General features: G+C 43.0%; 13 protein-coding genes. 3 read left to right on the plus strand and 10 right to left on the minus strand.

Annotated features, from left to right (window positions below; translation table 11 throughout):
- Window positions 1-467: 467 nt before the first annotated feature.
- The 5 genes from NCCP2331_RS04870 to NCCP2331_RS04890 all read right to left on the minus strand — a co-directional run bounded on the left by NCCP2331_RS04870 (window position 468) and on the right by NCCP2331_RS04890 (window position 7486).
- On the minus strand, window positions 468-3914 hold the full coding sequence (locus NCCP2331_RS04870) for a flagellin N-terminal helical domain-containing protein (protein ID WP_251668963.1): 3447 nt from the start codon (window positions 3912-3914) through the stop codon (window positions 468-470).
- Between the two features lie 441 nt (window positions 3915-4355).
- The gene (locus NCCP2331_RS04875; RefSeq protein WP_251668964.1) at window positions 4356-4550 is read right to left on the minus strand and encodes a hypothetical protein; all 195 of its coding nucleotides are present in this window, start codon (window positions 4548-4550) and stop codon (window positions 4356-4358) included.
- Window positions 4547-5302 (minus strand): IS21-like element helper ATPase IstB, encoded by a 756-nt coding sequence (istB, locus tag NCCP2331_RS04880; protein WP_251668966.1) that lies wholly within the window; start codon window positions 5300-5302, stop codon window positions 4547-4549. The genes NCCP2331_RS04875 and istB overlap by 4 nt, the downstream gene beginning before the upstream one ends.
- Window positions 5299-6834, minus strand: a complete 1536-nt coding sequence (istA, locus tag NCCP2331_RS04885) for an IS21 family transposase (protein WP_251668967.1) — start codon at window positions 6832-6834, stop codon at window positions 5299-5301. The genes istB and istA overlap by 4 nt, the downstream gene beginning before the upstream one ends.
- A gap of 421 nt (window positions 6835-7255) precedes the next feature.
- Entirely contained in the window at window positions 7256-7486 is a 231-nt protein-coding gene (locus NCCP2331_RS04890; protein ID WP_251668968.1) for a hypothetical protein, read from the minus strand.
- Between the two features lie 151 nt (window positions 7487-7637).
- On the opposite strand from NCCP2331_RS04890, the gene NCCP2331_RS04895 reads away from it, so the two are divergent.
- The gene (locus NCCP2331_RS04895; RefSeq protein ID WP_251668969.1) at window positions 7638-8558 is read left to right on the plus strand and encodes an endonuclease; all 921 of its coding nucleotides are present in this window, start codon (window positions 7638-7640) and stop codon (window positions 8556-8558) included.
- Here the strand turns inward: NCCP2331_RS04895 and NCCP2331_RS04900 are convergent.
- A complete protein-coding gene (locus tag NCCP2331_RS04900; RefSeq protein WP_309296359.1) occupies window positions 8502-9104 on the minus strand; it encodes a flagellin in 603 nt (200 codons plus the stop codon). The two genes, NCCP2331_RS04895 and NCCP2331_RS04900, sit on opposite strands and share 57 nt — an antisense overlap.
- A gap of 21 nt (window positions 9105-9125) precedes the next feature.
- Window positions 9126-10307, minus strand: coding sequence for a flagellin (locus tag NCCP2331_RS04905; RefSeq protein WP_251668970.1), 1182 nt, complete (start codon window positions 10305-10307; stop codon window positions 9126-9128).
- A 534-nt stretch (window positions 10308-10841) separates the two neighbouring features.
- On the opposite strand from NCCP2331_RS04905, the gene NCCP2331_RS04910 reads away from it, so the two are divergent.
- Together NCCP2331_RS04910 and NCCP2331_RS04915 are read left to right on the plus strand one after the other, a co-directional pair.
- Window positions 10842-11114 carry a hypothetical protein gene (locus tag NCCP2331_RS04910; RefSeq protein WP_251668971.1) on the plus strand — a complete coding sequence of 91 codons (273 nt, stop codon included), beginning with the start codon at window positions 10842-10844 and terminating at the stop codon, window positions 11112-11114.
- 39 nt (window positions 11115-11153) lie between these two features.
- Window positions 11154-11609, plus strand: coding sequence for a hypothetical protein (locus tag NCCP2331_RS04915; protein ID WP_251668972.1), 456 nt, complete (start codon window positions 11154-11156; stop codon window positions 11607-11609).
- A 53-nt stretch (window positions 11610-11662) separates the two neighbouring features.
- Here the strand turns inward: NCCP2331_RS04915 and NCCP2331_RS04920 are convergent, their stop codons facing one another.
- The 3 genes from NCCP2331_RS04920 to pseI form a co-directional block, all read right to left on the minus strand.
- A complete protein-coding gene (locus NCCP2331_RS04920) occupies window positions 11663-12238 on the minus strand; it encodes a hypothetical protein (RefSeq protein ID WP_251668973.1) in 576 nt (191 codons plus the stop codon).
- Between the two features lie 271 nt (window positions 12239-12509).
- Entirely contained in the window at window positions 12510-13664 is a 1155-nt protein-coding gene (pseC, locus tag NCCP2331_RS04925) for a UDP-4-amino-4,6-dideoxy-N-acetyl-beta-L-altrosamine transaminase (protein ID WP_251668974.1), read from the minus strand.
- A 1-nt stretch (window position 13665) separates the two neighbouring features.
- Window positions 13666-14718: a pseudaminic acid synthase gene (pseI, locus tag NCCP2331_RS04930; protein WP_251668976.1), complete on the minus strand. Its 1053-nt coding sequence runs from the start codon at window positions 14716-14718 to the stop codon at window positions 13666-13668.
- Window positions 14719-14730 lie beyond the last annotated feature (12 nt).

Genomic DNA, 14730 nt, shown 5'->3' on the forward strand with positions numbered 1-14730 from the left:
TTCCTATACACTCTGCTAACTAGCAAGTTAAGAATTAAAAGATAATCACTACTGAATACCTTACAAAGTATTTAGGCAAAGTATTTGCTACTTCGATTAAAAAACTGGTAATAGTAATTTTTCATTCACATTTCCAACCTTCCTAATTTGTATATCGGTCTTTTCCGATAAATAATCAATCCAAATGATTCCAAACTTTCATTTCTGATACTCACGCGAAGTTTTGGGATTGCTTCGTCAGCAGACAGGGGTATCTGTTAGTCAGTTAACGGTTTATTGTTTTGAAGGGAGTTATGATATTAACCAGTGAATTGTTTGGGGACCTGGTGCCTTAATTAAAGACACCTACACGAATAGTTAAAACAATTCCAAGACGCTTTCCTTGTGTGCGACAAGGAAAGTGACGTCTAATGATTGTGTAGTAGGTCAAATAACTTAATTTGGTATTGCCACACATTACAAACAAATCACCGCAACAATTCCAAAACACTCCCAGCCCTCTGCTTCTCATGCCCAGCCAAAGTCTGTCCCACTTGCAGCAACATCTGCTGCTTCGTACTGTTCATCAATTCCTTCGCCATATCTACGTCTTCTATCCTGCTCAACGCAGCTGTCAAGCTTTCTTCCCCGACTCTTAAGTTTGCCGAGATATGCTCTAAACTGTTTTCCGCAGCTCCAATGTTGCCCAGCTCACCAAGTATGAAGTTCATGGATCGGTCGATGATTTCCAGACCTTTTCCCGCGTGTTCTGCTGTCCGGACACAGATGGCGCTCATATCCTCCAGCATGTTATCGAATGAGGCAATTTTCAGTACCTGCTGATTGCCAGCATTTCCGCCAACTTGAAAAGTGTAGGAGTTGTCCGCGTACTGAATACCTTGACGTATCTGATAGTCGGCGCTCAGCGTGTGGCTGCCAGCTGTAAGGTTAACTTTGTCATTAATTAATGTCACACGGTTCCCGCTTATTTTATATTGGTCACGGGACAGAATCTCTCCATTCAGCCGAATGACTTGCGAGTCCGGTACTATTTCAGAATCCGGCAATGCAGTTCCAGTTTCGTGGTCACAGTAGGAATTATCATCTGTAAGCAGTGGATTTATAGGCAATTCCATGCTGAGTGGTTCGGTGTAGAGCACCTCCATTTTGTAACTTATTTTCCCAAATACTGTGTCTGGTCTCGCATTCCCTACCAGCCTCACTGCTCCTTCTTCAATTACATATCCATCTCCATGTTCATCTTCTGCCGGCAGGATCTCCGTTCCGTCCACGAATACTTTATGGACTGTGGAACCAGCCGGCACTGTTCGAGTCAAGGCAGATTCCGGTACTGAATAAATTCTGATAGAATTCGCAGCGTCATTTGCGCTAGGACGATAGCTACCATGCAGGGAAACTAATTTTGTTTCTGCATTATACGTATAGCCGTTTTCAGCACTAAGCGGTATTTCTTGCATGTTTTTGAATACTTTCAAGCCTTTCACATGACCGTCGTCTTCGATTCCATAAGATGAAGCATCGGCAGCAAGACGGATATCGTAGGAATTATTGTAGAGGTTCACCGATCCTGTCTCTGTCGCATACGTTACGGAAATACTCGGCGAGGTCAATGTGAAGTCATTTGCGTCCGGCCGGCTATTTCCATACACTTCAATTGTGTTAGTATCCCTATTATAGAAGTAGCCGTTCTGCTTCGTTTCATCATAGGCAATTGTTCTACCGCCAATTGTTACTTTTAACGTCGACGGGAAGCCGGGACTATCCGCATTATACAATTCTGGTGTGCCTGCGAGCGGAATTTCAAGCTTATCATCGTGTTTCACCGGATCGGCAGGAACCGCCACGAAACGGACACTGTAATTGTCTCCAACATTTGGCCGGCTATTTCCAAATAACTCGATGGTGTTCGTAATGGCATTGTACTGAAAGCCATCCGTCGCCGAATAGTTGATTTCTTCATTTCCGCGGAAAACCCGTATCGAATTCGGCGCGCTGGCATCTCCAAGATTGAACACTTCAGGCTTTGTCGCGCCAAGCGGAATACCGTACACTTCTTTACTCGTGCTGCTTGGGTCTTCAATAAATTCATAACGAATACTTTCTCCCTTAGACACATCAGGCCGGCTGTTACCGTAAATACTGATACGGCGGGTCAGGTGGTCGTAAGTATAGCCATCAGTCTTCGAAGCATCATAGCCTATCTCCTTGCCTCCTACATAGATTTTCAATGATTTCGGTAGAGAGGGATCATTGGAATTCAAATTGTATGTGTCAATTTCACTTGGCAGGACATGCGTCTGCACGCTCCGATCTGCATCACTGTCCGGTACATAATTGATTGTGACTGTCTGATTATAGGCAGGCCGCAATTCGCCGTAGAACTCCACTCTGCCGTTCGTCTTGTCGATATATACACCGGTTGTACTCTCTGGATCGGCGGGACGTTCGGATAAAAACTGCTCTTTGGCAACCGTGCTGCCACCAACTGTGATTCTTAGAGACATCGGACCCGGCTCACCATGAACATTATACAGTTGAGCTTGCGAAGGTATGGTTTCTGAATGGAAAGCCGAGCCGTTGCCCGTTACATGCTCAATCGTATAGTAATCTTGCGCATCGTCCTCACTGTCAGGATCAAACCCAATGATCGCACCCTTATGAAATGTTATTTGATTGCCATTCACTGTGTAATATCCCGTTTCCGGCTCCTCGCCCGCGCCATCCCAATATGTAAGCTTCTGCGGACCACTGTCTGTCACTTTATGCACTACTAGTGAAGCATCGGCTTCATTCATCCTATACAGATCCGGCGTACTTTCCAAAGTGATGGTATTGCGGAGCGGCGGAAGATTCAGCTTATCCGTATTCGGGATAATCGTAACGGGTGAACTAACGCTGCCATTTTGAGTGTTGATTACCACTTTCGAAATATTACCGTCTGTATCAGAAAAAGCAAACGACAGATTCCCTTGCTGATCTACACCTGGCGCAAAGTTATAACCCTGAAGGCCGTCTGATAAGTTAAAGTTCCCATACGTGCGCTCCATCGCCCAATTGCCAGCCGTACGTTTTTGAAGTTGCAGTTGTGAATTGACCACTTCCAGACGGTAATCACCCGCCACCTTACGAGACGCCGCTGTCGCCTGCTGTGGATCTGCTTCCACAGGATCCGAACTGCCGTCTGCAGCCACGCTGTATAGCTTACCATCTCTCGTTGATTGAAAAACAATCGTATTGCCGTCCGTCGACCATTGTGGCTTATGATCCATCACCGTCGTCATTTTCACGCTGTCCGGCGGATAAGATAAAAACGTTTCATTGACGTTTTGAGATAATGACGACACAGGTTCGTGCCTCGTATATACAGTTGGTTCCGTACTCACTGTATTCCCACCAGTCACTGCATTTGCCGAAGAAGTGACTGTGCTGGCAGAACGATCAACCGACACGTTGCGGTCCGCGTATACATACTCCCCGGGCACTGTATTCGTCAGCACTTTATGCGTATTGAACTCCGTATTATGTACAATATCTCGTAAATTCCTCTTCAGCTCATCAATCTCATTCTGAATAATAAGCGTATCTGCTGAATCGGGATCCGGCTGTACATCTGTGTTCGTGCCGTTCATCGACTGTATCGTCAACTCCCTGATCCTCTGGACAACATCTGTTAACTCTTGCATCGCGGCATCCGCTGTTTGCACAAGAGACTGCGCATCCTGCACATTGCGGAGTGCCTGCTGTGGTCCCCGCTGAAGCGCGCGCAGCTTTTCACTGATCGCCAGCCCTGACGCATCAACCGCAGCAGATGTAATACGTTTCCCGCTCGACAGTTTTCCCATTGCTTTCTCTAAACGCTCATTGGCCTGATTCATGTTTCTCTGATAACCAAACGTGCCATTCTTGATAATCATTGTCTGCCTTCTTCCTGCGTATGTTCCCTAGTAAGCGTTTACTATTTCTTTATTTATATAGCTTGGTAGGTATTATATTGGATAGAAGAGGATAAATTTTACTGTTGCCATTTATTTTTTACAGAGCTTAGTAAATAATATTATCAGGAAATCGGGAAAGAAATTTGGAGATACGAATGGAAATTAACACAGCTAATTGATTTCCCATTTAACATCAGCAACCTTTGTGTTGTAAATCGTATGGCTGCATGCAAGCTAAACAAAAAAGTAAAAATAATGTGAGTATTGCGGACAGACTGAGCCACTAGTGCGGAGTTTTGAGCCACTGAATGCGGTTAATAGAGCCAGTAAAGGCGGAGTCGAGAGCCATCAATTAGGCGAAGCGGTAGAAACGACCCTAGAAACATCGGTTTCTAGGGCTGTTTACGGTTGTTATCATAATTATGAAGGATCTAGTTCATCGTCTATCACGTGGATAGCCCATAAAACCAATTCATCCATATCTAGTTGTTCATCATCTTCGACCTCCAGGCAACGAGTTAGTAAACCACCTTCCACTTTCTCCATAATTTCAGTAGGCAAATAACTATACAGAAAATAAATAGCGATACGATTTTCTACTTCCTCTGGAATCATACCCTCCCCCCTAAACCATGACGTTCTCTCATAGAAACTTCTCCATCAACTAGGACTTTATAGGAATCATGCACGATGCGGTCGAGAATTGCGTCTGCTATCTGTGCCTGTCCTAACTTTGAGTGCCACCCTTCGGGTGAGAACTGGGAACAGAATATTGTGGATGTGCGCTTTAATCTTGATTCAATGATTTCTAAAACATGAAGGGCATGCTCTTCTGAAAGCTCTGTCAGTAACCATTCATCTAGAATCAAGAGATCGAACTTCTTATATTTTTGAATAAGTTTGCGGAAGCTGCCATCGGCTTCATATTTCGCTACAGCTAATTCATCCAGTAATTCTGGTAAGCGAATATACTTCACTTTATAAAACTGACGACAGGCGTGAATGCCAAATGCATTGGCTATCCATGTTTTTCCGTTCCCTGATGCACCCATTAAAATAATGTTGTGGTGGTTCTGTAGATAGTTCCCAGTAGCCAACTCTAAGATGAGGTTTTTGTCCAGCTTGCGATCTGGATGATATTCAATATCTTCAACGGCTGCTGTTGGATTTTCAAAGGTAGCTTGTTTAATCAATCGTTCTAATCGGTTGGATTTTCGACGATCGTATTCATAGTCAACTAGGAGGTTGAAACGATCATCAAAATCCATTGCTTGATAGTCTTTGTTCTCGCTTTGTTGGTGGTATAGTTCTGCCATAGCCACCATTTTCATTTCGGTTAATTTACGTAGCGTTTCTTGGTTCATCATATTCTTTCCCCTCCAAAGTATTTAGCACCACGGGTAAAGCCGTGATTTTCATGGCGAATGACTGCTTCGTTGCTTTTTGAATTTTTCGTATTTCTCCTGTCTAAAATCCCTTTTAACACAGGTATGGTCGGATTAGTAGAGACTTCCAATAATGTTTGGGTTGCAGTCTCCAGCACATCATTTGTATGCTTGGTTGATAAATTTCGTAACGAACTTAGAATCGTAAGTGCTTTCTTTTCTGGGTTTTGCTTTAAGATATGGGCAACCAACCGACCCATAGAAGGTCCGACGGACTCTGCCCATTTTTGATTATTCTCTGGAGTGTGCTCTAGATAGGATCGATGATGATCGGGCATATGATCTGGGTTCGTCGAGAACTGGCCCACTTCCTCACGTAGCCTTTTGTGAGATGCAATTCGCACTTCCTTAAAGTACACTTCAAGTAGAGCCGCGGATAGTCGCACATCGACCTGTTCACGGACATATTCATACGGAACGGAATAATACATGCGGTCAACTTGGATGTGGTAGTTCAGTTGAACTTTCGCTGTTTTCCATTCCGCGAGTTTGTAACGGGTTGGAGCAAGTGGCTGAAGGTGAGATTTCTCCTCTTCCTCAAATACCTTTTTCCGTGACCCCGGACGTTTTTGGAAATCGATTTCGTTGATTTCTTCCAATTTTTTGTGGATTCGTTGATTCAAATCGTCTAAATGAAAACATTGACAGTTTCGTAAAGAGGCAATAATTTGGCGTGAGATGAATCCAACAGTTCCTTCTACACTGGCTTTATCTTTTGGTTTCCGAACACGACTGGGCACAATAATTGTCCGATAGTAATCTGCCATTTCTCGATAGGCTTCATTGAGAAGAGGCTCTACTCGATGAGCTTTAATTACGCCTGTTTTCAGATTGTCAGGCACCAGAGTCTCAGGAACCCCACCAAAATATTCATACGCTCGTATGTGGGCAGACAACCAATTAGGTGACTTCATGTCCAAAAATGCCTCAACATAGCTGAATTGGCTGTAAGGCAAGGTCGCAATAAAGACATAGGCGGGAATTTGTTCTCCTGTATAGCGATCGGTTACATGCAGGGTAGAACCCGCCCAATCCACTTCCATGATTTCGCCTGGCTTTCTTCGAATAGGCATAGTCAATTTGTATTTCTTCGCGTATTTTCCATACTGTTCGCAGAACGTCCGATAAGCGTAAGGGATTTTTCCACCTTCACGCGCCTCCACCGCATATTCATGATGTAATAAAGCCAGTGTGACATTCTTTTTTTGTAGCTCTTTATGCACTTTCTCCCACTCGACAGGGAAGTACCCCTTTTCACTTGCCTGCTTTTCGGGAAATAGAAGCTCCTCCAACCATCGGTTGGTCGTCGTGTCGTTCAAACTTTCCAAGCCGTGTTGCTTAGCCCGGCGAACGACATCGGAAACCGTATTTCGAGAATGACCAGTGCTTGAACTAATCGTGCGCTGACTGATTCCGTCGAAATACAGTTCGAGGATTTTACGACAATTAACCATAAAAAAACCTCCTGTATAATCAAATTGTCATGCCTGTACGCATGCAATTTTCATTATACAGAAGGTCATTTAATTAGCAGGGTGACTCTCATATCCGCATTCACTGGCTCTATCGTCCGCACTGCGTGGCTCAAAACTCCGCAGAGGTGGCTCAATTCGTATGCAATAATCAAATAATGGTTTTGGGCAGTGAAGCGTATTTGAAGTGTGGGGAACTAAAACCATCGCTATTGACTCGGCAGGTCCTAACCTGCATGTAAACAATCGCTTTACAGGTGAACGATTCACCCCCTAATTCTTATTTCAGACAATTCAGCTAAGTTGGGGATCTTTAGACATGCAGTCACCTAATTGATTATCTGCTTATATTCAAGTGCTTGAATACTATGGCGAGGGGCTTAAAACTTTTTAGTAACCGGAATCAATCCAAATACCCCTCCAATGACCAAATCGCCGCCTGATGCTCCTCCACCTGTCTGTTCAGCACAACGCTCTCTTCACGTGACAGCCTGTGTCCCGCCGCGTACTCCGCAATCCTCTTCATCTTATGCAGCCTCATCTCAATCTCGGCAAGTATACGATCCTGCTGCTTTACGTGCTCTAGCTGCTGTTTCAAGTTTTCCAATTCATTTTTACGCTGTTCTTCATGCATGGCTGCCGCCTCCTCTGCTGTTTATCTTATCTTTTATATCGGCAAATAAAACCAATTATCTACCAGACTGACTGCCGGATAGTATAGAGGGAATCATCCAGATATGATAAGATAATAGGAATAGACGTTCTGTCAAAGGGAGCGAGTAACTGTGGAAGAAAACAAAGCATATTATTCCCGTATGTGTGGGAAGCTTCTGGGGGATGGCTGTATCACCAAACAGGCGAATCGAAAACCGAGGTTTCAGTTTATTCACCGGGCTGAGGATTTTGGCTGGTCGGCGTATTGCTATGAGCAGCTGAATGACTTTCTGCCACTGTCGCCGCCTGCGTATAAGAAAGTCATCGATCCGCGTCTGTCGAGAGGTTTTTCGGAGTGTTATACAGTACAGTCAAGGACCCATGACTGGATTACCGATCTCTATCACACCTGGTATCCTTCCGGCAAAAAAGTAGTCCCATTCGATTTTCTGAATGAATTCTTAAACGAAGAAGCACTGTCCTGGTGGTATCAAGACGATGGGCATTTAAAAGTAACCAACGGGAAAATGACAAAAATCATCTTATCAACGGATAGTTTTTCTGCAGAAGAAAACCGGCAGCTGATTGCCCTGCTTTTTCATAAATTCAGACTGCAATTCACAACCGATGGCCAAAACCGCTTGATTTTATATGACCAACTTCAAATTATCTACTTTCTGCAGCTCACTTCCCCCTGGATGCATGACGCAATGGACAGAAAAGCAGCAGTTGAAATGCCTCTGCGGCCGATTGCCAAGAGAACAACCGTGTATTTGCCTGCTTCCATCAAGATTTCTAAACCAACAGCGGAGATTAATGAAAAGTTGGATAAGCTGAACACCTTACTTTGTGCTGAAAAGAAGACCGTTTGCCAACTAACTATTTTTAATATATTTCAGCAAGTCTCAGGAGTTGCTGTTGAGACTGCTGCTTATCAAATTGTTATCTCTGAAGTTCATCGCGAAGTTTTAGCTATGATCCGGCAGCAGACCGGATTATCTGTTAGTCAGTTGGTGACTTATTGTTTTCAAGAAACTTGTGATTTTGATTAGTGAATTGTGTTTGAATTGTGTGGGGACCTGGTACCTTCGCTTATAGTCTGTTGTTGAAGTAAGCTGTTTTTCAGAACCGTTAATGATGGAGACCTCTTCAGCACCGGATAACTCATTAGTCCTGTTCAGCAAGGGAATTGTATTAAACTCCGTATGATTGGCAATCTGATCGATCCCGCTGAGAAGCTCTTCCACTTCCATTTGAATTTTTTCTCTGTCTTGGGCGGTTAATGTATCGTTTGCTGCCTGAACAGCAAGCTCACGCAGCCGGACCAGTAAAGGATCATTAATATTTCCTAATGCAGAATCCGCAGTCTGAACTAACGACAGACCATCTGTAATATTCTGCTTTGCCTTCTCCAAACCTCTGATTTGCCCCCGCATTTTCTCTGATATCGCCAGGCCGGCCGAATCATCAGCCGCTTTGCCGATTCGTAGTCCCGATGACAGTTTTTCATTCGACTTGGAAATTTTCGAGGTATTCATTTGCTGATTTCGATATGTATTAAGCGCCGATAAATTATGGTTAATTCTCAACATCATCATCTTCCCATCACTCTATAATTCTTAATTGTTTGGGGACCTGGTACTTGAACTATAGAATGTAAGACGGTCGTTAACACCTTTTTCGATTTGCACTCCGGCAGTCAAATCCTTATACCCGCTGACAGCAGCCTGTGTTTTTGTAATTGAACCTTTTTTCCGGTTATCGTACAGAATGGAGGTAATGTTATCGATTTCGATCATATTGCCGCCTAATCCGGTGATGACGTATTTATTCGAGACAAGAGCTATCCTCTCTTCGCCGTATGCCTCTGCTTTCGCATCATTTTCGCCTTTGGCAACGAGCTGCCGGTTGATTTCATCTATGGCTTCCTGCCTGGAGTACGTTCCCGGAGGAAATGTAATCGTATACTGGCGGTCACTTCCTACATACAGTGTCAACTCATCACTGACCCCCGGAATACTTTTCACTTCCCCGCCTTGATACTTCGTCACACCGACAATCATACCTGGAGGCCGGCCCAGTTCATATTCATAGAACAGCGAAGAAGCACCGCCTGAAATCTGATCAATGGAGGCATGGTTCTCCGCCTGAATCGAAAGCGTCCGATCTTCCGTCAAATGGATGATAATATTCGGATCAAGTTCCATCATCACATCATCCAAATAATCCACCAGCACTTCGACCGGTTCATATGTCCCTTCTGCAATCTTCAATGTTTTCAATACACCGTCTATCGTAATTTCCAAATCATCATTATATCCTTCAATAATCCGGACCCCGCCTGGAAAGTGGCGATTCCCTTCAATCTGGCTGAATACCGGCTCATGCATGTCGACAACCGACATCCCGCTCCAAGTCGCCTCTTCCGGTGACCCGTCCACAGCCAGCTGCAGCTGTCGAAATTCACTCTGGATCATCATCCGGTCGTCCTGCGTCAATGTATCATTCTGTGCCTGGATTGTCAGTTCACGCATCCGCTGCAAAAGTTCACTTGTACCGCCGAGCACTCCTTCTGCGGTCTGCAGCAGCGACTCCGCGTCCTGAATATTCCGATCAGCCTGCACAAGTCCACGGATTTGTGCCCGCATTCCTTCGCTGATCGAAAGACCGGCTGCATCATCCGCGGCTTTATTGATAGCCATTCCGGAACTGATTTTGGCTGAATAGGTATCATTTTTCTTGAGTATTTTTGTTTGGTTGTTTAAAGCCCGCAGTGACTGTAGGTTGTGGTTGATTCTCATGGGCTTGTTCCTCGCTTTTTTATAAAGGTAGATTCTTACTGATTATATCGGCGGGATTTTGAATTTTTTTACAAATAAATGTTCTCAAAAGATTGTTTGGGGACCTGGTACCTTCGATTAAAAGCTTGTCATTAACAGTCATAAACATTCCAGATCTTCTACTATTTAAAACTAGTTTCTCCCTATCTGCAGGATGCTATGCATAGAAAAGCCGCAGTTGAATTGCCGTTGCGGCTAATCGCAAAACGAACAACTAGCAATTTTCCTGCTTCTATTAAGATTTCTAAACCAACAGCAGAAATTAATGAAATGTTGGAAAGCAAACTAATTTGCTTCGTATGGGTAGAAAACAATTTGCCAATTATCCATTTTAGAGTTTAAGCAAATTTCTTCAGCCGCTGTCGATACTGCCGCTTATCAAATGGTGATCTCTCTTAAGCCCTTTGTGAAATTTTAGCTACGAACCGGCAAAAAACCGGATGATCTGTTAGCCAGTTGGCGACTTTTTGTTTTGAAGAAGATAGGTATTTTTAATTGTTTGGGGACCTGGTACTTGAATTTGAGGATCTTGGCTGGTCGGAGAATGGCTATGAGCAGCTGAAAGATTTTCTGCCTCTGTCGCCGCCTGCCTATAAGAAGGTCATCGATCCGCGTCTAGCGAATGGGTTTTCGGAGTGTTATACCGTACAGTCAAGGACCCATGAACAGATTACTGAACTCTCTCGCATCTGGTATCCTTCCAGCAAAAAAGTGGTCCCATCCGATTTTCTGAATGAATTCTTAAACAATGAAGCTCTGTCCTGGTGATAACAGGATGACGGGCATCTAAAAATCACCAACGGAAAAATGACAAAAATCATCTTATCAACAGAGAGTTTCTCTGGAGAGGAAAACCGGCAGCTGATTGCCCTGCTTTTTCATAAATTCAGACTGCAATTCACAACCGACGGACAGAACCGTCTGATTTTATATGACCAATTTCAGATTATCTACTTCTTAAAACTCGTTTCTCCCTGGCTGCACGCCGCAATGGGCAGGAAAGTGGCAGTTGAATTGCCTCTTCGGCCGATTGCCAAGAGGACTACAGTATACTTGCCTGCTTTTATTAAAACTTCCAAACTGTTAGCGGAGATTAATGAAAAAACGGATAAACTGGGCATCTTGTTTTGTCCAGAAAAGAAGACTGCTGCTTATCAAATTGCAATCACTGAATCCCATCGTAGTGTATTGGCTTTAATCCGGCAGCAGACCGGATTATCCGTTAGCCAGTTGGTGACTTATTTTTTTGAAGTAGACATATGATTTTAATCAGTGAATTTTTTGAGCCTTTAGTACTTTTTTGATATATTGCTTTATCATTCTTCTTTAAAAGACTTCATTAGCTCATCAACGTCTTTGCTATCTGCGCATTTTCTTTCCTTTACTAAATTACAAATTTTCAATGTAAATATATCACAGTTTTTCATAATTTCTAAAGCCCTGTTGTCTGCCTCAATTTCAGTTGGTCTCTCTTTATAAGAGAGCTTTTTTTCACCTTCATGTATATCTCTTGTTAGTCTCCCCACTTGCACCTGAAAAACATGAACTGTTTCATGTGCCAGCAAATACGCTATTACAACCGGAATGATTTTATCAAAAACCTTCCTATTGTATATTTTCGTGAAAGAATTATTTATATAGTTTGCAATATTTTCTGTATAGAAGATTACCTTACTTACCTTTTGAAGAGTAAAGTCTGGAACCGTACAAGCACATTGCCGTTCTTCAACATAACCTTGCCTATCTCTTGATACCAGTTCAGTTTCAAAGCTATAGGACATACTTTCAATTTTTAAGTTTTTTCTCAAAACTTTATGAAAGTTTTTCATTGCGTTTCCGGTTATAATTAACTCTATTTCTTGGGCATCTGTTTTATGAGACAATAAAGCCATGTTTTCAACCACCAGACGATTTAATATATGACAGAGTCATTTTTAAGTACTTTGTACCGTTGATTTCCGTTCCAAGCGGACGCTTTCTAGAGGGTTCGCGGTGAGTCAATTTGGTCGCTTCGCTCTCCTAAGTTGTTGTCTCCTGTCGGACTGATCCCCTCAGTCAGCTTGCAATCCAATCAACTAAGTAGATAGAACATAACTTCCTTATGATGTAAAAAATTTAATACTACTTATATAGTTAGTTAATCAAGATACGTGTGACAAAATATTAATCTGATAATCCTAACACACTCTTCAATGCTCCAACAACGTCATTGACGTCTTTTTCGTTCATTCCAGGAAAAATAGGCAACGTCAACGCCCGCTCATACCATCTCTCCGTAACCGGACAAATACCTCTCTCATACCCCAACTCCCGATAATAAGGGTGCCAATAAACCGGAATATAGTGCACATGCACGCCAATATTTAGCGCACGCATCTCTTCAAAAACTTCCCGTCTAGACTTTTTCACCAAACGCCCGTCCAGCTGGATCATATACAAATGCCATCCTGATTCAGTTTCCTCAAGCTGTTTCGGCAAGATAATGCCAGGTATATCAGCCAGTTTCTCATTGTATAACGCTGCAATTTCTTTGCGCCGTTCTACAAAGTCGTCTAGCTTATTCAATTGCGATATTCCTAAAGAAGCTTGTATATCATTCATTCGATAGTTAAAACCAAGATCTGTCATTTCATAGTACCAGTCACCTTGTTCCAGTGAATAAGGAGTCTTCTGGATACCATGGCTGCGGAATAGCTTTAGTTTCTCGTAATATTGTTTGGAATCAGTTGTAATTATCCCACCCTCTCCTGTTGTGATAGGTTTAACGGGATGGAAACTGAACATAGTCATATCTGCTTGGGAACCGACTTTCCGTCCTTTATAGTAAGCTCCCAGTGAATGAGCCCCATCCTCTATAACAAGGAGATTATGTTCTTTCGCAATCGACATGATTGCATCAAGATCTACAGGCTGACCTGTGAAATCAACCGGTATAATTGCCTTTGTTTTTGTCGTAATCTTTTTCTTGATTTCTTCCGGATCAATATTGTATGTAGCTACATCTATATCTGCAAAGACAGGTGTGCCGCCACAATAAAGGACAGCATTAGATGTGGCTGCAAATGTAATAGGTGTGGTAATCACTTCATCGCCTTCGCGTATTCCTGCTGCATAACAAGCCCCATGTAAGGCCGCTGTTCCATTAGAAAAAGCAACGGCATATTTTGCACCTACATAGTCAGCTAACTTCTTCTCAAACTCCTCAACCTTAGGACCTTGTGTTAAAAAAGGCGATCGTAAAGTGCTTACGACCGCTTCAATGTCTTCTTCATCAATAGATTGCTTTCCATATGATAAAAAGTCTTCAAGTCTCTTCATATCAATTTAACAACTCCCAACTCACTGGTGTGCCTGCAGCTATGTCTCGTGGAACTTTCAACCCAATTAACTTGTTATAATGCTTAGGGGATAGGCCATATCCCGGACGTATCACTCTGATGTTCTCCTTATCAAGCTGTTCTCCAGCTTTAATATCTTTTGAAACATAGATAGAGCGCCTAAACTTCAATGATTCTGTTTCCGCTTCTGTCGCTCCATACGTGACTTGTCCCATCGCCTGCCAAGCACGTTCCGTTTCATCAACCAGCATTGCCATTTCATCAGGCTCCATCGAGAATGCCGAATCCACACCGCCGTCTGCTCTGGACAACGTGAAATGCTTCTCTATGACAGTAGCGCCAAGTGCCACGCTGGCAACCGCTACTCCAGTGCCCATAGTGTGATCAGATAAACCTACTTGAACATTAAACAATTCTCGCATATGTGGTATCGTCAATATATTTGTATTTTCAGCAGTCGCTGGATAAGTACTTGTACATTTAAGTAAAATTAAATCTTTGCAGCCTGCTTCTTTAGCTGCCCGTACAGCTTCATCCAATTCAGCTACAGTTGCCATGCCGGTAGAAATAATCATCGGCTTCCCTGTTGCCGCAATTTTTTTGATCAGAGGTATATCATTGTTTTCAAATGAAGCTACTTTATAAAGAGGAACATTGAGTTCTTCCAAAAAATCGACAGCTGTCTCATCAAAAGGCGTACTGAAAGCTATCATTCCCAGTTCACGAGCACGATCAAATATTGGTTTATGCCATTCCCATGGAGTATAAGCCTGTTGATACAACTGATAAAGATTATTACCATTCCAAAGACTTTTTTCATCATCAATTTGAAAGTCAGGATTTTCAATATTTAGCGTCATGGTGTCAGCAGTGTATGTTTGGATTTTCAGCGCATCAGCACCCGATTTTGCTGCTGCTTCAACTATTTGGAGTGCGCGTTCTAAAGAATGATTGTGATTTCCTGACATTTCAGCTATTATAAATGGTTCAGATTCTCGCCCAATCATTATACTTCCTATCTGTATTTCCTGCATTCGATTAACACC

Source organism: Sporosarcina sp. NCCP-2331 (genome assembly GCF_023707945.1).
In the GTDB taxonomy this organism is placed as follows: Bacteria; Bacillota; Bacilli; order Bacillales_A; family Planococcaceae; genus Sporosarcina; species Sporosarcina cascadiensis.